This window comes from Streptococcus moroccensis (assembly GCF_030812835.1).
GTDB classification, from domain to species: Bacteria; Bacillota; Bacilli; order Lactobacillales; family Streptococcaceae; genus Streptococcus; species Streptococcus moroccensis.
This window is the reverse complement of sequence record NZ_JAUSTM010000003.1, coordinates 83,705-103,279: the sequence shown is the minus strand read 5'-3', so window position 1 is coordinate 103,279 and position 19,575 is coordinate 83,705. Positions and strand designations below refer to the sequence as shown.

Sequence of the window (19,575 nt, the reverse complement as noted above, 5' to 3'; positions counted from 1 at the left end):
TACATACGGTCCTCGGTCGCCAAAGGGTTTGACCGAGTCGATTTACAGCCTATGCCACTCTGAGTGACATTATCATTATTTATTATACCGTAATTTGTAATGAATGACAAAGAAGGAGACGGAGAAAATCGCTTGCGAGAATAAAGAACCTTGTCAGGTCTTTGACCACGACAAGGTTTTTAAAATGTTATCAATACTAAAATTTTTAGGAAACAACTGCATCAGAGTCTACTTCACTTGCCAGTTGTTGCTCTTGTTTGTAGAGCTGATTATCATAATACTTTATAAATGGTAACCAAATGAAGAAAGCTACGACAACACAGATAATAGCTGTAAGGGCTGCTTTAAAATCACCACCTGAACCAACAAATGCTCCTAAACCTGCAGGAGATGGCCATGGGGTTTGGACTATAGCTTTTGCTGCAAACCCATAATTGACTGACAAGAAACCAATAACAGCAGAGACTATCGGAGCAAGGACAAATGGAATGGCTAAGGTTGGGTTATAAACAACTGGTAAACCAAAGATAATTGGCTCATTGATATTGAAGATCGCAGGACCAAGTGACGCTTTTCCTAACATTTTTAATTGTTCTGATTTAGCTAAAAATGCAATAAATATTGTCATTCCTAGAGTAGCTCCTGAACCACCAACTGTGACATAGGCATTTGTGAACTCACCAGCATAAGCAAAGAATTCACCATTAACATTTTGGGCCATATTGGCTAGAAGAATAGGATTAACCAAGCCCATAACAATAGTTGCTCCATGTATACCAACTAACCATAATGCGTGTACTAGGAAATAAATAACAATAACTCCACCAAGAGAATTGGTTATATTTGCAACAAACGCAAATGGAATAGCAACCACTTTATAAATATCAGTGCCCATGAAAATGAAGATACAGTTGATGAGCAAAACAGTAAAGGCTACTACAAATGCTGGAATAAGAGCTGTAAACGAACGAGATACTCCCTCTGGTACGGCCTCAGGCATTTTAACTACCCAATTTTTAACTACACAAAGTTTATAAAGTTGCACAGCAAGTATTGTCATAAGGATAGCCGTAAACATTCCTGAACTTGCCAAACGGGCTAAGCTATCTCCGCCAACTGTCCAACCATTAATAGTAGATTCTCCGTTAACTAGCTCCATCTGACCATTTGTCCAAATTAATTCAGGAATTGTCATAAAGAAAGCAAATACTGAAAGAAGTCCACCATTTGTTGGGTTGATATTGACACCCTCTTCTTCCTGATATATTTTTGTATATTCATAGCCCATGACGAATGCGAAATAAAGAGAGAATATACCCATTGAACACTTGTAAGCTAATAGCGTTAGAGCTGCGAATTTGTCAAATGAAGCAGCCCAAATATCTGCTAAAAAAGGAAACGCTTGTGGTATGACTCCTAATACAAGAAAAGCAGAACCGACTATCGTTAATGGAATAGTTGCCATCCCTGCAGCAACAATTGCTCGAACAGGTCTATACGAAGAAATCTTCGTCATAGGACCCATAAGGTACTTTTCTAAAAACTGAAACATGATTTTCCTCCTTATTTGTGTTTCATTGTTTTACAATTTAATAGATGCTAAATAGTGCTTAACTCTTTTATATTGCTTATCTTTTTTGAGATTTATTTTTTTAAGTTTTACAAGTACTAATGATGAAAGTAACAGACCAATGAGTTGGATTGAAATAACAGTGATTGTCCCTGCTAAAGACATCTTAATGAAAGGAAAAAGCGACTGATGCTGCTGAAATATGACTAGGATGATGATTACTAAGTTGATAACCATACTTGTCCAATGAAAATATTTGGTATAGCGCGCTTTCTTTTGGTCCTTGGTATACATTGTATACTGTTCCCACATAGCTCGAATTGCAAAAACAAGAAGCAAGCAAGGAATCAACATCATAGTGGGAGAATCCATCAGATAGAGGATGGCCACCCAATTTAGATTAATAACTAAAAAGAATACTGTCACATATCTAATCATAAAATAACGATTATAATACATTGTTTTAATCGCAGCATCCTGTTTCCTTTTCTCCAAGACTTTTTTTTCATGTTCTTGCATCGTCATTCCTCCTTCCTTAATACTTTTAATTCACTTTTCTATATAACTCTAACATCTCAAGAGCAACTTCCCTCAAGGTCATGGTTGTCATCAGGTGATCCTGAGCATGAACCATGATGATTTCTATTTTAATTTCGGTCCCACCTGCGTATTCTTGCAGAAGATGGGTCTGTGCCTGATGGGCTAGCAAGAGCTCCTCATTGGCATCTTCTAATTTTTTGGCAGCGTCCTCATAGCGACCTTCTCTCATATCAGCAAAGGCCTCATGGACAACAGTCCGAGCATTGCCGCTATTTAAAATGATTTCAAAGGCAGCAACCTGTACATCTTCAGGGTTCATCTCTCTCCTCCTAATTCTTCTACAAATAATCGTTTAAATGTCTCAAAATCTTGAGATTGGCTGATTTTTTCGATCAAATCAGGCTGGTCTACAAGATCGACAATGGCATTGGTGATCGTTTTTAGCCCGTCATTGCTCCCTGTGCTGAGGGAGGGGAGAAAGACCAGTTTGATACTTTCTGCTTCATCCTCCCAGTTAAGGCCTGACGGAATGAGAGCAACTGCAATTTTTAAGGTTTCTGATACTGGCTTGATGGGGTGCGGCACAGCGATCGATTCGCTAAAGAGAACCGAACTGAGCCGTTCCCGCTGAGTCATCAATTCCAGCATCCGTTCCTTATAAGGGGATTGCTCATGACGACTGAGACTGTCTACCAGTTCTTCTAAAACCTGATTCTTTGATGGAATCGATGTGTCATAGCTGATAAAATAGTCGGCTGAAAACATCTGATCAAAGAGTTGGCTTATATCTTGATGATTAACGTCTGCTTTTTGCTTGTTCTGGTGGCGAACTTGATCTAATTGCTCAATTTTTTGACGAATATCAGCCAGTTCGTCCTCTTTTAAAAAGACTGATGTTGTGTAAACAGGGACACTAAAAATCAGATTGGAAAGATCGATAGACGAAATGATAAAATCGATACCCTTGAACTTCTCATCGGTAATCTCGTAGTAGCCAACCACATCGCTAATGGTCACATACTGTCTCAGTTCATTCTCAATTCGGCTACGCAGCATTTGAGCTGAACCGTAGCCGGTCGCACAGATGACCAAAACATTGAATTTGAACTGTTCCTTGTAACGTTCCTGAGCAGCCATAAAATGAAGAGCCACATAGGCAATCTCATCATCTGACAAGACAAAATCTTGAAAGGATGGCATGATCTCTAGGGTTTCCTTAGCTAGTTCAAAAGCCTGAGGGTAGTTGGTTTTGATGTCCTCTAGCAGAGGATTTTCAAGAACAATCCCGTTGCTGCTCCGCAGGTAGAGCGTTGTTAAATGCGTTAGGAGACCTTCTAACAATTGAAAATCCTGCTGGAGGCCCGCAAGGTACTGATCACCAATCCCTTCTAAGGCCTGATTCAGTTCCTGACGGATTCGAGACACATCGTCTAGATCATGCGAACTGCCATTTTCTATCTTTCCTTTGGAAATGAGGTGGAGGGCAATATAGGCAACTTCCTCCTCAGGAAAATGAAGTTTTGTCGCCAGACTGATACGATCCATGATTTTCCTAGCCACTTCAAATTCTTTTACATATTGATTGCCAATGACCTCATCAATAGCAGAAATATGAAAGCCTTGTGCTAAGCGGCGAATGGCAAGGGCAAGGTGGACCACTAAGTTTTGAATGACAAAATCAGATAGTTTGAGTTTTGCCTCTCGGCACTCGTCTAGGACAATAACCGTCAGGGCTTCAAAGTTGATTTTTCCGTAAACCAGCTCTTCGTCCACATACTGGTAAAGAGTCTGGAAAAACCCACTGCTAAAGAAATAATCCATGATAAAACGGCGAATTTGCTGTTCTTCCCCTTCGACATAGACCCCTTTATTCGCTCTGCTTTCAATCTTGAGGTGATAGGGCGCTAAGTCTTTTCTGATCTTTTTAAAATCACTGGAAAGGGTTGAACGGCTGACAAATAGCTCCTCGGCCAAATCATCAAAGAAAAGTTTCTTCTGCTCCAGCAATAGTTTATTTAGAATATAACTATGCCGATCGTTGATGTCAGTCGTTTCAAGGGAACTAAAGGCGACTTCTGCCTGGCCAAATTCTTTGGTCAATTGTTTAAAGGTTTCTTCATCTTGAACCCTCAATTGATAGCCTTGACCTTGTTTAGAAACTAACTCGACACCTGCAACATCTGCCAATTCCTGAGAGATATTGCGAATATAGGTTCGAATGGTTCGATCCGAACAAGACAAAAGTTCGGCTAGCTCCATGCTGGTCGTATAATCTTCCCTATGTTTCAGCAAATGCTGAACAAGTGTTTTTTCCTTGTTTGTGAGCATATCACTGCCTCCACCTTAATCAGTCAGATTTACCATACCACATGTTAGAAAAAAATTAAAGGTTCTCCAAGATAAGATTTGCCATCTTTTCAATTCCCATCGGAATTGGAATATAGGCCTGTGGAGGAATTTGGGCAATTTTACGGCCTGATCGTTCCGCTGCTTCGGAAAATTGTTTAAAGTACATTTTGGTCTGTGGGCTGATGAGATAAAGATCAAAATCTCCCTTATCAATAGCCTTGCCCCCCTCGTTAGCATTGATCGCATCCACTTCAATGTCATGTCCTTTAGACTTGAGAAACTCAGTGGTTTTCTTAGCCATTAAAGACGAAGACATGCCAGCTGCACAAATAATTAATGCTTTTGCCATAATAATAGCTCCTTTTTTATTGATAATTTCAGTATACGTTAAAACGCTTACATTGTGAAGAGAGCTTTTTTCCGCATCAATGCGGAAATCTTAGTATCAATCTAATTGATTTGCGGAAAAGTGGGCTAGAATTAAGACTGCCATAGCCATAATTCCCTTTGGAATGGGAACATAGGCGGGGGCTGGAACTTGTAAGACTGGCTTTTTGGCCTGCTCTGCAAGTTTCTCTATGGTTTCAAAATACATCCTGACCTGAGGACTGACCAGATAGAGGTCATAGGCAGCTGTTTTTTTGAGTTCTTCCTTGCCATAACCTATGCCCCGAGCCACAACTTCTATCGTCTGCCCCTTCTCCTGTAAATAAGCCGTCACCTTTTTAGCCATTAAGGAAGATGACATCCCGCCAGCACACATGAGTAACACTTGCTTAACCACAATTTTCCTCCTCGGTAAAATCCATGTGACCTATCACACAGAAGTCCTAGATTTCTTCGCCGTTTGTCGCAATGACCTTTTGATACCAGGCAAAGGATTTCTTTGGAGAGCGTTCATACGTACCCTTACCTTCATCATCTTTATCCACATAGATGAAGCCATAGCGCTTGCGCATTTCTCCTGTACCTGCAGACACCAAATCAATACAGCCCCAAGGGGTGTAGCCCATCAAATCAACACCATCTTCAACGACTGCTTTTTTCATTTCCTTAATATGGGCACTGAGGTAGTCAATGCGGTAATCATCATGGACCATCCCATCTGCTTCGACTTGGTCGATGGCGCCAAATCCATTTTCGACAATAAAGAGTGGAAGATGATACATGTCTGTAAACCAGTTAAGCGCGTATCTTAGACCTTCAGGATCAATTTGCCAATCCCACTCAGAAGCCTCTACGTATTCATTTTTGACAAGATCTTCAGTTTCCAGATAATCGTAGTGCGGATTGTCACGATGATAAGAAATCGCAAAGGACATATAATAACTGAATCCAATATAATCAACTGTACCTTCTAATAGATCTTGCTTATCTTGGTCAGTTATGTCAATCGTAAAACCTTTACGCTCCCAGTATTTGTAGATATGTTCTGGGTAGAATCCATGAACATGAACATCTGTAAAGTAGTAGCGTTTTTGCATAGCTTTTTGAGCTAATAGGATATCCTTTGGATTGCAGGTTGCTGGATAGATAGGACACATCGCAATCATACAACCAATTTCGAAATCCGGATTAATGGCTTTACCTATTTTAACGGCTTGAGCAGAAGCTACTAACTCGTAGTGCGCCGCTTGATACATGATTTCTTCACGATTTTCACCTTCTTGGTAAACAATTCCAGAATTGGTAAATGGTGCAAAATCTTCTTGGTAGTTAGCCTGGTTATTAATCTCATTAAAGGTCATCCAGTATTTGACCTTATCTTTGTATCGCTTGAAGCAAGTTTCAGCAAAACGAACGAAAAAGTCAACGGTCTTGCGATTACGGAATCCACCGTATTCTGTCACCAGATGATATGGAAGCTCAAAGTGAGATAGGGTGACAACTGGTTCGATACCGTGTTTTAAACATTCATCAAAAAGGTCATCGTAAAATTGTAGCCCTTCTTCATTAGGTTCTAACTCATCTCCTTTAGGAAAAATACGGGTCCAGGCGATTGATGTACGGAAACATTTAAACCCCATTTCTGCAAACAAGGCAATATCTTCCTTATAACGATGGTAAAAATCAATGGCTTCATGATTAGGGTAGTATTTCCCTTCAAGAACACCAGCCGTAATTTCACGCGGGACACCGTGGCGACCTGAGGTCATCACATCAGCGACACTAATGCCTTTACCGCCTTCTTGCCAGCCACCTTCTAGTTGATGGGCAGCAACTGCACCACCCCAAAGAAATCCATCTTTAAATGTTGCCATATGGCACCTCCTAGTATTTATTACCTCTAGTATACGCCACTGAAAACGGTATCAAAATAGAGATTTTTTCCACAGTGATACGGAAAAAATAAGAGAGACACTTTCTAAGCATCTCCCTTTAAAATTCTTTTTCTAAAGCCATTATATGGTTAGCACCTCAAACTAGCTGGAGGCTGAAATTTGTCTACTCAAAAAATTGGTAATAGTCCGCTAGGGACATGGTCGCTTTTTGGGCTGTATTCAAATCCTTGACAATTTGCCCGTCCTTCATCACAATAAGGCGATTACCATACTGGAGAGCGTCTTCCATGCGGTGGGTAATCATCAGGGCTGTCAATTTTTCCTCTTTGACAAATTGGTCTGTTAGAGCCATTAGCGACTGGCTCGTTTTAGGATCAAGGGCTGCTGTGTGTTCATCTAGAAGAAGCAATTCTGGTTGTTTGAGTGTCGTCATTAAGAGACTTAGCGCTTGACGTTGACCACCTGAGAGGAGTCCTGTCGGTGTCTCCAAATGTTTTTCCAAACCGTTTCCAGTTTTAGCTAGCAAGTCTAGAAAAAGTTCACTATGGCTGGCTAATTTCCGAGAAATGAGGCCTCGCTTTTCCCCTCGGTATTTGGCAATAAGGAGGTTCTCTCCCACTGTCATCCGAGGAGCTGTTCCCATCTTAGGGTCTTGAAAGACGCGAGCTAAGTACTTGGCTCGCTTTTCAGCCGGCCAATGGGTCACATTTTCTCCGAGAATACGGACTTGCCCACTACTGAGCGGCAAGGTTCCTGCAATGGTGTTAAAAAGAGTTGATTTGCCTGCACCATTTCCCCCAAGAATCGTTATAAAGTCCCGTTCGTAAATGGTCAAATTAACATGATTTAGAATAACTTTTTCTTCATTAAAGCCATTATTAACCACCTTGGTGGCATCGATCAGTTCTACTACTGCTGTCATCTGCTCACCTTCACTCCCTTAAAGAATTTAGCTTTTAGCTCTGGAACCATCAAGCAAACTGCTAAAATCATAGCTGAATAGATGCGCAAATAGCTGGTATTAAAGCCTAGACTAATGACTGCTAATATCAAGAATTGATAAGCAATGGCACCGATAGCAATGGTTATTAAACGCTCTAACATGGTCAAATTTGAAAACATGACTTCACCTATAATCAAACTAGCCAGACCGATAACGATAACCCCAATTCCTCGAGAGACATCCGCATAACCTTCTTGTTGAGCAATAAGAGCTCCTGCCAAGGCGACGATACCATTGGAGAGAACCAATCCCATCAGTTCCATCTTATCCGTATTGATGCCAAAGGAGCGTGCCATATCTCTGTTATCACCAGTAGCGATATAAGCCTGTCCCAACCGCGTATCCAAGAAAGCAATCATTAAACCAATGACCAAGGCGACTACGATAAGACCTAACACCAATTGGTTGATCTCGTTAGAAAATGGCAAGTAATCTTGGGCTACCGTTTGATTCAGAAGTCCCAGATTAGCCCGCTTCATGACCATGAGAATCACAGAGTGACAAGATGTCATGACTAGAATACCGGATAGGAGGGTAGGGATTTTCCCCTTGGTATAGAGAAGTCCTGACACGAAACCTGCTAAGCACCCAGCTAAAATAGCCACAAGTGTCGCTGCAAAAGGATTAACCCCCTTGGTAATTAAGGTGACTGCCACTGCTCCTCCCAAAGGAAAGGAGCCTTCCGTCGTCATGTCTGGGAAATTTAAAATCCGAAAGGTCATAAAGATTCCAAGACCTAGTACGGTCCAGAGGAGTCCCTGAGAAATGGTTGAAATCATGTGTTTACTTTCTAAATATTTATCATTAACTGTGAATTAGTCAATCACTGTTGCTGCCTTTTCCAGCAAGCTATCTGGAATAGTCAAACCAAGTTCTTCCGCAACTTTTTTATTGACAACAATGGTTCCTTCGCTGAAAATTTCAACTGGTGTCGTTGCTGGATCTGCACCGTCTAAGATCGCTGCTGCCATTTTACCAGTAGCAACCCCCAAATCGTATTGGCTAAGGGTCACTGAGGCAATCCCACCTTGTTCAACCATGGTTTCAACGCTGGTGTAGATTGGTTTTTTGGCTTCTTTAGCGGCAGAGACAACGGTTGGAAAAGCTGACGCAATCGTGTTATCAGTAGGTGTCCATACGGCATCTACTTTTGGTAACATGGCGTTTACGGTTGCTGCTATTTCATTGGTTGATGGCACAGCGTATGGCACTACAGTATAACCTGCTTTTTCGGCCGCTTCCGTAAAGGCTTCTACCTGTGACAAGGAATTATCCTCACTGCTTGAGTAGAGGGCACCAATCGTTTTCACATCAGGGGAGATTTCCTGAATCAATTCAACTGTGTCAGCGACAGGGGTAGCGTCTGAAACCCCTGTGATATTGCCACCAGGGTTCTTCAAGTCTGATACCAAGTTAGCGCCAACAGGGTCTGTTACTGCTCCCATGATAACTGGAATATCCTTAGTTGCATTGGCAAGACCTTGAGCTGCAGGTGTCGCAATCCCAATCAATGCTGCGTTTTTATCGGCAACTAATTTTTCACTCATTTTTTGAATCTGATTCTGGTCTGCCTCAGCATTCATAAAGTTAATCGTTAAGTTGCTGTCTTTCGCGTAACCACCTTCAGCAAGCCCAGCTTCAATCCCCCGATAAATCTCATCTAAAGATTCATGGGTCACAAATTGCAAAACACCGATGGCTACTGTTTCAGACTTTTCTGATGCAGTTTGCTCACCGTCTTGTCCAGTTAGTCCTGTAATACCTAGATAGCCAATAACTAATACAGCTAAAGCAGCTATAACTGACAATAATTTTTTATTTTTCATGTGAAATCTCCTTTTTAATTTATGTTCCAATACTTTTCTTTAGGAAAAGAAAAAGCCTCACTCTCCCTAAGGAAAGTGAGGGCGATAGGAACCGCGGTGCCACCTCAATTGATGGAAATGTCTAGAATAATCCATCATCTCGTACTTGTCAATCAACAAGCTGCACGGTAAGGGGTGCACCCCGAAATCCTATGTATTAGAATTCATTAGTGATATCAGCCCAATTTTCATAAAGAGATGCTACTTGTTCACAATACCCACAAGCTCCCTGAAAACACCTTTAAATTACTTTTCTGATATCGTTATTATAGGCAAGATTTTTCCCTTTGTCAATAGTTTTGGCAAAATTATTTTTAGGGATGTTAGATTCTCCTTAGAAGGATCCTCCGCCACCTCCGCCGCCTCCGCCAGAGAAACCACCTGATGAAAAGCCGCCTCCGCTACTTCCTGACGAAACATTGAAGTTGCTTGCCTCTCTCGCAGTCCTGACATCCTGGTTAAAGGAACCTGTTCGGGAACTCAAAAATGGTGAATAACCTCTGTAAACATAGGCATTAAGTGACGGATTTTCCAATTGAATGTCATGTATTTTTAGAACACGACTGACTTCCTTAGCATACCCAAAAAGAGTTGCATACACTAAAATCCTGTTCCATAACATAACCGCATCAATTTCTGTTTTATCGAATTTTCCAATATCACGAAGCATATTTTTAAAGGATTCCCAAAGGTGATACTGTTCTAATCCTGCCTCTGTTAAAATGCCCTGGCGAGACAACTCGCTTTTGCTGGCATAAATGAAGACAATACTGCCAAGCATCACCACTAAAACAAGTAACAGAATCCAGCTTTGTGTTGAAAACTGTAGGAGCAAATAAAGATAAAAGAGCAAACCAGCAATCCCAACGAGGAGGGAAGGCAACCCAATTCCAGTCCATTTTCTTTTCTCTGCTGCATCTAAGTTACGGTAATAAGCTGGTAACCTCAGCTGGTTATGGTCATCTTCTACTGCTTGTCGCAAGTCTTTAAATGCTTTGTTATATCGCTGTATAAGGCTCTCTCCACTTCGACGAATAGCGGTTTGCTGACTTTTGGTTCTTGTCTTTAGGAAATGATTCTCAGCCGAAAAATCAGAGAATAACTGGTCCATTTCTAAAGTCATGTGGCCAGCAAATGCCATATCAAGAAAGATAGCTTCTGACTCTGCAAGGCCTTTGTTGGTGAGCAGGGTCAAGACAGGCTGCTCAGCCTTTTCTTCAATGGCTAGATTTCCCCTATCAATCAAATCCAGAATAGTCGCCTGAGCAACATGGTCAAAATCAATGAGAGGCGCCCCTCCTTGAGCAGGGTTGATCTTATCAAAATCAATATTGTAAATGCTTCTAGCTACCAACATGGGGTTCAAATCACTTGGGCTCTCGTATAGCCTTCCATTTTTTAGCATCTTAGTCCGCAAATCAACATGCTTTTTAAAGAAATACCACCTTAGACCATCCAAAAGGATAACAAGGACGGATACTAGAGGAAAGATAAAATAGGTTATCCGCTCTACCCACTGGGAGTATTTCTGGATATTAGCTTCGGTTGCTTGATAATGAGACAGACGATTTTGAGGTATCATTTGCTCTTTGGACACAGCAGACAAGATGTCACTATTCCAATAACCATGCAATTCTAGTTTTTTTCCTCGTCCTAAATAATCCAGTTTGAGCACATAATCAGCCCCTTTTTTGTCAATCTGAGCTGCTTCTCTAAGATAGCCTGTGTGAACCGCAAGTTGGCTTTCTTGATATTCTGGTGCTGTGACTTGAATCTCAACATTATGCAGGGCAACATCCCAGTCGCTAATCGGAACCCAATTGAGTTCAGCAATATCTTGATAAGGAAATAGGATATTTTGAAGGGGCCAGTCTACTTCAATTCTGACTGTATCTCCTTCGCCTACCGCATTATAAATTTTTAGCCGATAGCCATCCCCCATGTTCTCAACAGAGACTGGTCTTGGAACAGCTAATTCTCCAGGATAGCTAGAGCTTACCAAAAGACCATTGCGATAAACCCTATATTGAATGTCATCTGACTGGATTCGAAATCCTTGAGGCATATCCCCTGCTGTACCGAGGCTCACATACTGACCATTAAAGGAATCATTGTACTGGTAAGACAGAACTTGCCTAAAAACAGCGCTATTGTCCTCATGAATGGTCAAATGCCCCTTATACTTTGTAATCCCATAGGCTCCGATTGCTTGCTTCCTGCCGGATTGCACTAAAATACCGGTAATAGCACCAAGGATAGCAACGATAATAACGACTATTAAGATGATAGTTTTTCTTTTTTGAGCCGGCATTGAAACACCTCTCCCTTTCCCACACAATTGCTATACAAATGATCTATTTTGAATTTTTTAGGAGAATTTCAACTCATTCTAGACTGATGATGTAACCCCTTACTCATAGTATATCATTTTTTAGAGGACTCTTTCATTTTTTCTAAAAAAGAGCTGGAGGAGGTCACCGTTTAAATTCCTTTGACAGTCACCATTAACAAAGCTTTGATGTAATCAACCTTCACTGTATCCCAATCTGCACTTTCTATTCTAGTGCTGATTAGTATTGAATGGCATCGTGACGCTTTTCCACTTTTAACAGAGCCAAAAAAGAAGTAGAACGATCGTCCTACTTTCCTTTTTATTATTTTTTCTTAGTGCTTGCTGACATGAATACGGTTGATAGCACGTTGCATGGCTACTCGAGCGCGTCTAGCCTGATCGATAGAATGCGTTTCTTCAGCTTCTTGGAGTTCTTGTTCAGCCAGTAATTTGGCACGCTCTGCCCGACTGACATCGATGTCTCTAGCACGCTCTGCAGCATCCGAAACAATGGTAATGATATCATTAGTAATTTCCATGACTCCCCCATTGACCGCAATCCAGTCCACATGGTTGACATCGTCGATACGTCGGACCTTGATTTCTGCAATATCTAAAGGAGCAATGAGATTGGAATGCCCTGGGTATACTCCCATCTCACCGACGGTTGTCTTGCATTGGATGTATGTTGCATGGTGATCGTATTTAATCCCATCAGGCGTTACAATTTGGACAGTCATCTGCTTCATAAATCACCTCTTAAAGTTGCATCTGGGCAGCTTTTTTGATGGCATCATCGATCGTTCCGACATTACGAAAGGCATCTTCTGGCAAACCGTCATGTTTCCCTTCAAGAATCTCCTTAAAGCCTCGAACGGTTTCCTTGACGGGAACATAAGATCCTGGAATACCGGTAAACTGCTCAGCGACATTGAAGTTTTGAGAAAGGAAGAATTGTACCCGACGTGCTCGAGCAACCAAAGTTTTTTCTTCTTCTGAGAGTTCATCCATTCCTAGAATGGCAATGATGTCTTGCAGCTCATGGTAGCGTTGCAAGATATGCTGAACCTCTGTTGCCACTTCGTAATGCTCTTCCCCGACAATTTCTGGAGCAAGGGCTCGTGAGCTAGAGGCTAGAGGATCGACCGCAGGGTAAATTCCTAACTGAGTCAGCTTACGTTCCAAGTTAGTCGTTGAATCCAAGTGAGCAAAGGCTGTTGCCGGAGCCGGATCTGTGTAGTCATCAGCAGGGACATAGATAGCCTGAATGGATGTTACAGAGCCCTTGTTGGTCGAGGTAATCCGCTCTTGCAATTGTCCCATTTCTGTAGCCAAGGTTGGTTGATAGCCTACAGCCGAAGGCATACGCCCCATCAGGGCAGATACTTCAGACCCTGCTTGCGTGAAACGGAATATATTATCAATGAAGAGGAGGACATCCTGTCCTTCAACATCGCGGAAATACTCTGCCAAGGTCAGTCCTGTTAAGGCAACACGCATACGAGCTCCTGGCGGTTCATTCATCTGTCCAAAGACCATGGCGGTTTTTTCAATAACGCCTGACTCTTTCATTTCCCAGTAGAGGTCATTCCCTTCACGGGTTCGCTCACCAACACCTGTAAAAACTGATATCCCACCGTGTTCTTGGGCAATATTATGAATCAATTCTTGGATAAGAACCGTTTTTCCAACTCCAGCACCGCCAAAGAGACCAACTTTTCCGCCCTTGAGATAAGGGGCTAAGAGGTCTATAACCTTAATCCCTGTTTCCAAAATTTCAGTTGACGTAGATAACTGGTCAAAGGTCGGTGCTTTTTTATGGATTGGCTCGCGTTTCACGTCTTCTGCCATCTCAGGTTCCAAATCAATGGTATCCCCAAGGACATTAAAGACGCGTCCCAAGGTTTCTTTTCCAACAGGAACTGAAATAGGGCGGCCTGTATCCATGACTTCTAGCCCTCTAGTCAGCCCTTCTGTCGCAGTCATAGCAATGGTTCTTACTATACCATCACCTAATTCTAGCGCTACTTCCAGGACAACTTTTTGTTTCGAGCCATCATTTTTGTAAACCACTAGGGCATTATTAATTTCAGGGATTTTGGCGTCTGGCTCAAAACGGACATCCACGACTGGTCCAATGACCTGCGTAATTTTTCCTGAACTCATTTTCTTCCTCTTTCCAAACTTATGAAATAGCGTTGGCACCACCAACGATTTCGGTAATCTCTTGTGTAATTCCTGCTTGACGGGCACGATTATATTGGATGGTTAAATCCGATATAATCTGCTTAGCATTGTCTGTCGCTGCTTGCATGGCTGTCATACTGGCTGCGCTCTCTGCCGTCTTGGCATCTATAATAGCCCCATAAATCATCGATTCCGCGTATTGGGGCAAGAGTTGCTCCAAGATAGCGTCCCGATCAGGTTCTAAGTCAAAGGTTTTCGTATACCCATCCGCTTCATTAGGATCCAGATGAGAAATCGGAAGCATTTGCTCCACCCGAACCTGGCTGGTCAAACTATTAATGTGGTGCGTATAACAGACATAAAGAGCATCAAACAGCTCGTTTTGATACATTCCCAATGCCTTTGAAATAATCTGACGGACATCTTCAAAACTAGGATGATCTGACAGACCTCGCATTTCAAAGATAGGTGTAATGCCACGAGCTTTTAAGAAATCGGCACCAATCCCTCCTAGGCATAAAACGACATACTCGTCTTCAGAATCATGGTCCTGGTCGATCATATCCATAACAGATCTTAGAATCGTCGAATTATAGGAACCGACCAATCCCTTATCAGAAGTAATCACTAGATAAGCTGTCTTTTTAATATCACGCTCAATGAGCATGGGGTTGGTCGATCCTTTAACCAACTCTGCCTGCATCAAGTCTGTCGTAATTTGACGGATTTTATGAGTATAGATTTGAAAGGATTTAGCATGGGACTCAGATCGAGCTAGACGAGAGACAGCCACCATATGCATGGCTCCTGTGATATGACTAGTCTTTTTAGTTGATGCTATTCGCGTTTTAATTTCATTGAGAGAATTCCCCATTACTGATTCTCCTTTCTTACTAAATTATTTATAAGACCCTTCTTCTTTGAAGGTTCGAATAGCTGCGTCTAACAGGGCTTCTTCCGGCAAATCACTAGTCTTTCTAATATGGTCAAGGAGGTCTTGATGGCGCAGGTCAAAATAGTCATACAAAGACCGTTCAAACTCAGGAATGTCCTGAACAGGAACAGCATCTAAAAAGCCGTGTGTTAAACAATAGAGAATCAAGACCTGTTTTTCAACAGGAATGGGGTCATGCAAAGGCTGTTTTAGAACCTCAATGGTTCGACGGCCTCTATTAAGTTTAGCTTGGGTTGCGGCGTCTAAATCTGAGCCAAATTGTGTAAAGGCTTCTAACTCTCGATAAGACGCCAAATCAATCCGTAAGGTCCCAGCCACCTTTTTCATGGCCTTAATCTGGGCAGACCCTCCGACCCGTGATACGGAAGACCCTGCATCAACCGCTGGTCGAATGCCCGAGTGAAAGAGATTATCTTTTAGGAAAATCTGTCCATCTGTAATGGAAATCACATTCGTAGCAATGTAGGCAGAGATGTCTCCAGCCTGTGTCTCGATAAATGGTAGAGCTGTAATAGAACCTCCACCTAAGTTATCAGAAACCTTGGCAGACCGCTCAAGGAGCCGGCTATGAAGATAGAAGACATCCCCAGGATAAGCTTCACGACCTGGTGGGCGACGAAGCAAGAGTGATAATTCCCGATAGGCGACTGCTTGTTTGGATAAGTCATCGTAGACGATTAACACATGTTTGCCCTGATACATGAATTCTTCCGCCATGGCAACTCCTGCATAAGGTGCAAGGAAGAGCAGGGGAGACGGTTGAGAAGCTGAAGCAGTCACGACAATGGTGTAATCAAGAGCACCATATCGCCGTAAGGTTTCCACCTGTGTTCGAACGGTTGATTCCTTTTGACCGATAGCCACGTAAATACATATCATGTCCTGGTCTTTTTGGTTCAAAATGGCATCAATGGCAATAGATGTTTTTCCTGTCTGACGGTCCCCAATAATGAGTTCCCGCTGCCCACGACCGATTGGCACTAAGGCATCGATTGCCTTAATACCTGTTTGAAGAGGTTCCTTAACCGATTTACGATCCATGACCCCTGGAGCTGGAGCCTCAATGGGACGTGTCTTTTGGTATTTGATGACACCAAGCCCATCGACCGGCTGACCGAGAGGATTAACAACCCGGCCAATCAGTCCTTCCCCAACAGGGACTTCCATGATTTTCCCAGTTCTAGAGACGACATCTCCTTCACGAATGCCCGAAAAATCACCAAGAATGATAATCCCGACATCTTGGGTTTCTAAGTTTTGAGCCATTCCAAAGGACCCATTGCTGAAGCGAAGTAATTCACCACTCATAGCATTTTCAAGTCCTTGTGCTCTGGCGATACCATCACCGACATAGGTCACAACCCCTGTTTCGGTGACATTAAAACTTGGTGTATATTGATCTAGTTGTTGTTTAATTAAAGCAGAAATTTCTTGTGTGTTAATAGACAAAACGACACCACTTCCTATTTCATCTGATTTTGGACATTTTGTAACTGATGACGAACACTTGCGTCAATAATTTTATGGTTGACTTCAATGATAAAGCCACCAATAATTCCAGGGTTAATCTCTTCTATCACTTGTCGAACCTTTAAGCCCAGGAGTTTTTCAGCTTTAGCAATCATCTGTAATTTTTGGCTCGAGGTTAATGGCACAGCAGTAGTCACTCTCATGTCATATTGGCCCATCGCTGTTTGCGAATGATGAATCACTTCAGCCAAACTCGCATATAAAATGTCGTATTCTGTATTTAAAATAATTTGGTCAAAAAAGGTCGCTAAAATCGGCGAAATCTCCTGCTGAAATAAATGCAGAATATTAGCCTTATCTTTTTCTGGGATGGTATTGTTAGCGAAAAACTTCTCTAAATTTTGTTGGTCAAAAACGCTTAAAACCTCTTCAATCTCCTTGAATAAGTCAGACAGATTGCCTTCTGATCTCGCTTGACGAACCAATCTTTGGGAGTAAGTTATGGCTAACTCATATTTATTCGTTTCCATCTTATTCTCCTAATTTTGCCAGATAGCGATCAATGAGGTCGCTTTGTCCCTCAGGATCCAGTTCTTTCATCAGGATTTGTTGAGCTAAGTCAAGCGACATGGCTGAGACCTCATCGCGCATTGAAGCCATGGCTTCTGCGCGGTTGCGTTCTATATCACGTTCAGCTTTTGCTTTCATGTCATCAACTTGTTTTTCAGCGTCAGCAACCATGCGTTTTTTCATGGATTCACCAGTTTGCTTGGCTTCCAATAATATGCCATCAGCTACTTTACGAACCTCAGCCAATGCTTCTTGCCGTTGGTTGACTAAATCAGTTGCCTCAGCTTTAGCTTTTTCGGCCCGATCGATTTCACTTGAGATATGACTGGCACGTTTTTCAAAGATGCCGGTTATTTTAGACCAAGCAAAAAGACGTAACAAGATAAAGAGCAAAATAAAGGCGCCTGTTACAATAATAAAATGACCTAGCATAGAGCTTAATGCAGATGCTGCAATAATCATAATTTCAATTCCCTTTCAATAAGCTTATTCGCTGTGGTGTTTAATTTTCTTGCCTAAATACATGGACGCCAAGAGAACAAAAACGTAGGCTTGAAGACACGAAATAAAGACCGAAAAAGCAATCCATAACAAACTGAGGACAAAACTAAGCGGCCCTGTGAAAACATTAACTTTTGACATTTGAATAATCAAATCAATGACCACTTCACCCGCATAGATATTCCCGAATAACCGTAATCCCAAAGATAAAAAATTGGTAAATTCTTCTAAGACATTAAAAAACGTCATGGCTGGTGGGGTGATGAATTCTTTGAAATAACCTTTCATCCCATTGATTTTGAGGGATTGGTAATTGTTAAAAAGGGTGATCATCAAGGACAAGCCTAGGGCATAGTACATATTGGCTGTCGGTGACATCCAGTAACTCAGTTCATGATGCCCTTCGATTTTAGCAACCAAACCTAGATTGTTGGCAACAATAAGAAAGGTAAATAAGGTAAAGTAAAATAGCGAGTACTTTCTTGCCAATGTCTGTCCCAAATTTGGAGCAGTCACACCAATGACAAAATCATAAACCCACTCTAGGACATTTTGCTTGCCCTTAGGTTTTAGTTGCATGTCACGACTAGCCCAGAGCACCAATAAAAAAACCAGTAAAACCGTTAATAGCGTCATGGCTAAGATTGTTAAATCAAAGGTAATTGGGCCAACTGTTAGTTGGGGAGTATGGGATTCCACTGTAGACCTCCTTCTCTTTTAAATAAGACGAAATGACCTTACTTAAGGACAAAGGCCATGGCCAAAGTGATAAAGTATGATCCCTCAATAAAGGCAACCCCAACAAAGAGTGTTGTAAATAATTTGTCGTACATCTCAGGCTGACGTGCCGCTGCTGTAAAGAATCGACTCACCATGGTACCAACACCGATACCGACACCAAGTGTTGCTATACCAAGTGCGAGAATTCCTAAGTTCATGATGTTTTCCTCCAATATATTGAATTAAAATGTAGTTTCCTTCATTAGTGTAGTCCTATTTTTTTTTAATGTCAACCAAAAGTCAAAACGAAAACGTTTTACTTTTGATTCAGTAATATTCTGAAAATTGACGGCACTAAACCGGGCTATCGTTTAGTGGCATACGGCCTCAGCCTTGTTTCAAAAAATGACAAACAGGACTGTAAAACGTCAAAAAAAGATTGCTGTCTGCAAGTGATTCTGTGTAATCAGGAAAACAACAATCTTTTTATAATTAAGTTAGGGTTAGTGAGATCTTCAGTGGATGAATTTAATCATTCTCTGAGTTTTTAGCCTTGACCTCTTCTATAATGGGAATGACTTGATACAGGTCATAAACATTAATTTGGTAAGGGGCTAAAGCTCTGACGATAGGCTTCGCATTAAACGCAATACCGATTCCTGCTGTTTCAATCATTGGGAGGTCGTTGGCCCCATCTCCCATGGCGATCGTTTCAGATAAGTCTAAATCATTGTCATCTGCCCAGGCCCGTAGCATAGCTACCTTGGTGGCTTTGGTGACAATTTCTCCTTCTGTCCGTCCTGTTAGGACACCATCACGGACTTCTAGACGATTGGCTTTGACATAATCAATTCCCAGTTCTTTAGCGATTGGGTCGACATTCTCATGAAAACCACCTGAAACAAGACCAATTTTATAGCCTCTGGAATGCAATTCATCAACCAACTCTTTAGCCCCTTTTGTCAGAGTAATTTGATTGACCACCAGGTCAAAGATTGTTTCAGGTAGGCCTTTTAGAAGGGATACACGCTCTTCTAAAGCTTCTTCAAAATCAAGTTTTCCTTGCATAGCCAGCTCTGTAATCGCAGCAACCTGATCACCGACGCCAGCTAAATCTCCCAGAATATCGATCGCTTCTTCCCGAATCAGGGTGCTATCCACATCCATAACTAGAAGTCCCTTAACACCTCTTACCTTATTCTCACGTTTTCGTCTGAACATAAGCCACTTT

Annotated in this window: 20 protein-coding genes; all 20 read right to left on the bottom strand. The window is 41.8% G+C overall.

Translation table 11 applies throughout. From position 1 onward, the window contains the following. Nucleotides 1–205: 205 nt before the first annotated feature. The 20 genes from celB to serB all read right to left on the bottom strand — a co-directional run bounded on the left by celB (nt 206) and on the right by serB (nt 19,565). Entirely contained in the window at nt 206–1,552 is a 1,347-nt protein-coding gene (gene celB, locus J2S23_RS02215; RefSeq protein WP_307121138.1) for a PTS cellobiose transporter subunit IIC, read from the bottom strand. Between the two features lie 30 nt (nt 1,553–1,582). Beyond that, nucleotides 1,583–2,089 (bottom strand): hypothetical protein, encoded by a 507-nt coding sequence (locus tag J2S23_RS02210; RefSeq protein WP_307121137.1) that lies wholly within the window; start codon nt 2,087–2,089, stop codon nt 1,583–1,585. 25 nt (nt 2,090–2,114) lie between these two features. Continuing rightward, complete coding sequence (locus J2S23_RS02205) at nt 2,115–2,429, bottom strand: PTS cellobiose transporter subunit IIA (RefSeq protein WP_307121136.1); 315 nt, start codon at nt 2,427–2,429, stop codon at nt 2,115–2,117. Further along, nucleotides 2,426–4,438, bottom strand: coding sequence for a BglG family transcription antiterminator (locus J2S23_RS02200; protein ID WP_307121135.1), 2,013 nt, complete (start codon nt 4,436–4,438; stop codon nt 2,426–2,428). The genes J2S23_RS02205 and J2S23_RS02200 overlap by 4 nt, the downstream gene beginning before the upstream one ends. Before the next feature lie 55 nt (nt 4,439–4,493). Next, nucleotides 4,494–4,808, bottom strand: a complete 315-nt coding sequence (locus J2S23_RS02195) for a PTS cellobiose transporter subunit IIB (RefSeq protein WP_307121134.1) — start codon at nt 4,806–4,808, stop codon at nt 4,494–4,496. A 96-nt stretch (nt 4,809–4,904) separates the two neighbouring features. Beyond that, nucleotides 4,905–5,243, bottom strand: a complete 339-nt coding sequence (locus J2S23_RS02190; protein ID WP_307121133.1) for a PTS cellobiose transporter subunit IIB — start codon at nt 5,241–5,243, stop codon at nt 4,905–4,907. A gap of 46 nt (nt 5,244–5,289) precedes the next feature. Beyond that, nucleotides 5,290–6,720: a 6-phospho-beta-glucosidase gene (locus tag J2S23_RS02185; protein ID WP_307121132.1), complete on the bottom strand. Its 1,431-nt coding sequence runs from the start codon at nt 6,718–6,720 to the stop codon at nt 5,290–5,292. A gap of 184 nt (nt 6,721–6,904) precedes the next feature. Then, nucleotides 6,905–7,663, bottom strand: coding sequence for an ABC transporter ATP-binding protein (locus J2S23_RS02180; RefSeq protein ID WP_307121131.1), 759 nt, complete (start codon nt 7,661–7,663; stop codon nt 6,905–6,907). After that, the gene (locus J2S23_RS02175; protein WP_307121130.1) at nt 7,660–8,523 is read right to left on the bottom strand and encodes an ABC transporter permease; all 864 of its coding nucleotides are present in this window, start codon (nt 8,521–8,523) and stop codon (nt 7,660–7,662) included. The genes J2S23_RS02180 and J2S23_RS02175 overlap by 4 nt, the downstream gene beginning before the upstream one ends. A gap of 36 nt (nt 8,524–8,559) precedes the next feature. Beyond that, nucleotides 8,560–9,570, bottom strand: a complete 1,011-nt coding sequence (trpX, locus tag J2S23_RS02170) for a tryptophan ABC transporter substrate-binding protein (protein ID WP_307121129.1) — start codon at nt 9,568–9,570, stop codon at nt 8,560–8,562. Nucleotides 9,571–9,943: 373 nt separating this feature from the next. After that, entirely contained in the window at nt 9,944–11,920 is a 1,977-nt protein-coding gene (locus tag J2S23_RS02165; protein ID WP_307121128.1) for a DUF2207 domain-containing protein, read from the bottom strand. Nucleotides 11,921–12,273: 353 nt separating this feature from the next. Beyond that, nucleotides 12,274–12,690, bottom strand: coding sequence for a F0F1 ATP synthase subunit epsilon (locus J2S23_RS02160; RefSeq protein WP_307121127.1), 417 nt, complete (start codon nt 12,688–12,690; stop codon nt 12,274–12,276). A 10-nt stretch (nt 12,691–12,700) separates the two neighbouring features. Further along, nucleotides 12,701–14,107: a F0F1 ATP synthase subunit beta gene (gene atpD, locus J2S23_RS02155; RefSeq protein ID WP_307121126.1), complete on the bottom strand. Its 1,407-nt coding sequence runs from the start codon at nt 14,105–14,107 to the stop codon at nt 12,701–12,703. Between the two features lie 19 nt (nt 14,108–14,126). After that, the gene (locus J2S23_RS02150) at nt 14,127–15,002 is read right to left on the bottom strand and encodes a F0F1 ATP synthase subunit gamma (RefSeq protein WP_307121125.1); all 876 of its coding nucleotides are present in this window, start codon (nt 15,000–15,002) and stop codon (nt 14,127–14,129) included. A 24-nt stretch (nt 15,003–15,026) separates the two neighbouring features. After that, nucleotides 15,027–16,532, bottom strand: a complete 1,506-nt coding sequence (atpA, locus tag J2S23_RS02145; RefSeq protein WP_307121124.1) for a F0F1 ATP synthase subunit alpha — start codon at nt 16,530–16,532, stop codon at nt 15,027–15,029. Nucleotides 16,533–16,546: 14 nt separating this feature from the next. Next, on the bottom strand, nt 16,547–17,083 hold the full coding sequence (locus J2S23_RS02140; RefSeq protein WP_307121123.1) for a F0F1 ATP synthase subunit delta: 537 nt from the start codon (nt 17,081–17,083) through the stop codon (nt 16,547–16,549). 1 nt (nt 17,084) lies between these two features. Next, the gene (atpF, locus tag J2S23_RS02135) at nt 17,085–17,585 is read right to left on the bottom strand and encodes a F0F1 ATP synthase subunit B (RefSeq protein ID WP_307121122.1); all 501 of its coding nucleotides are present in this window, start codon (nt 17,583–17,585) and stop codon (nt 17,085–17,087) included. A 24-nt stretch (nt 17,586–17,609) separates the two neighbouring features. Beyond that, nucleotides 17,610–18,323, bottom strand: coding sequence for a F0F1 ATP synthase subunit A (atpB, locus tag J2S23_RS02130; RefSeq protein WP_307121121.1), 714 nt, complete (start codon nt 18,321–18,323; stop codon nt 17,610–17,612). A gap of 38 nt (nt 18,324–18,361) precedes the next feature. Further along, nucleotides 18,362–18,562, bottom strand: coding sequence for an ATP synthase F0 subunit C (atpE, locus tag J2S23_RS02125; RefSeq protein ID WP_307121120.1), 201 nt, complete (start codon nt 18,560–18,562; stop codon nt 18,362–18,364). 310 nt (nt 18,563–18,872) lie between these two features. Continuing rightward, the gene (gene serB, locus J2S23_RS02120) at nt 18,873–19,565 is read right to left on the bottom strand and encodes a phosphoserine phosphatase SerB (RefSeq protein WP_307121186.1); all 693 of its coding nucleotides are present in this window, start codon (nt 19,563–19,565) and stop codon (nt 18,873–18,875) included. Nucleotides 19,566–19,575 lie beyond the last annotated feature (10 nt).

Coding starts and splice junctions, on each gene's coding strand:
- celB (WP_307121138.1), bottom strand. CDS start 1,552: ATGTTTCAGTTTTTAGAAAAGTACCTTATGGGTCCTATGACGAAGATT.
- J2S23_RS02210 (WP_307121137.1), bottom strand. CDS start 2,089: ATGCAAGAACATGAAAAAAAAGTCTTGGAGAAAAGGAAACAGGATGCT.
- J2S23_RS02205 (WP_307121136.1), bottom strand. CDS start 2,429: ATGAACCCTGAAGATGTACAGGTTGCTGCCTTTGAAATCATTTTAAAT.
- J2S23_RS02200 (WP_307121135.1), bottom strand. CDS start 4,438: ATGCTCACAAACAAGGAAAAAACACTTGTTCAGCATTTGCTGAAACAT.
- J2S23_RS02195 (WP_307121134.1), bottom strand. CDS start 4,808: ATGGCAAAAGCATTAATTATTTGTGCAGCTGGCATGTCTTCGTCTTTA.
- J2S23_RS02185 (WP_307121132.1), bottom strand. CDS start 6,720: ATGGCAACATTTAAAGATGGATTTCTTTGGGGTGGTGCAGTTGCTGCC.
- J2S23_RS02180 (WP_307121131.1), bottom strand. CDS start 7,663: ATGACAGCAGTAGTAGAACTGATCGATGCCACCAAGGTGGTTAATAAT.
- J2S23_RS02175 (WP_307121130.1), bottom strand. CDS start 8,523: ATGATTTCAACCATTTCTCAGGGACTCCTCTGGACCGTACTAGGTCTT.
- trpX (WP_307121129.1), bottom strand. CDS start 9,570: ATGAAAAATAAAAAATTATTGTCAGTTATAGCTGCTTTAGCTGTATTA.
- J2S23_RS02165 (WP_307121128.1), bottom strand. CDS start 11,920: ATGCCGGCTCAAAAAAGAAAAACTATCATCTTAATAGTCGTTATTATC.
- J2S23_RS02160 (WP_307121127.1), bottom strand. CDS start 12,690: ATGAAGCAGATGACTGTCCAAATTGTAACGCCTGATGGGATTAAATAC.
- atpD (WP_307121126.1), bottom strand. CDS start 14,107: ATGAGTTCAGGAAAAATTACGCAGGTCATTGGACCAGTCGTGGATGTC.
- J2S23_RS02150 (WP_307121125.1), bottom strand. CDS start 15,002: ATGGGGAATTCTCTCAATGAAATTAAAACGCGAATAGCATCAACTAAA.
- J2S23_RS02140 (WP_307121123.1), bottom strand. CDS start 17,083: ATGGAAACGAATAAATATGAGTTAGCCATAACTTACTCCCAAAGATTG.
- atpF (WP_307121122.1), bottom strand. CDS start 17,585: ATGATTATTGCAGCATCTGCATTAAGCTCTATGCTAGGTCATTTTATT.
- atpE (WP_307121120.1), bottom strand. CDS start 18,562: ATGAACTTAGGAATTCTCGCACTTGGTATAGCAACACTTGGTGTCGGT.
- serB (WP_307121186.1), bottom strand. CDS start 19,565: ATGTTCAGACGAAAACGTGAGAATAAGGTAAGAGGTGTTAAGGGACTT.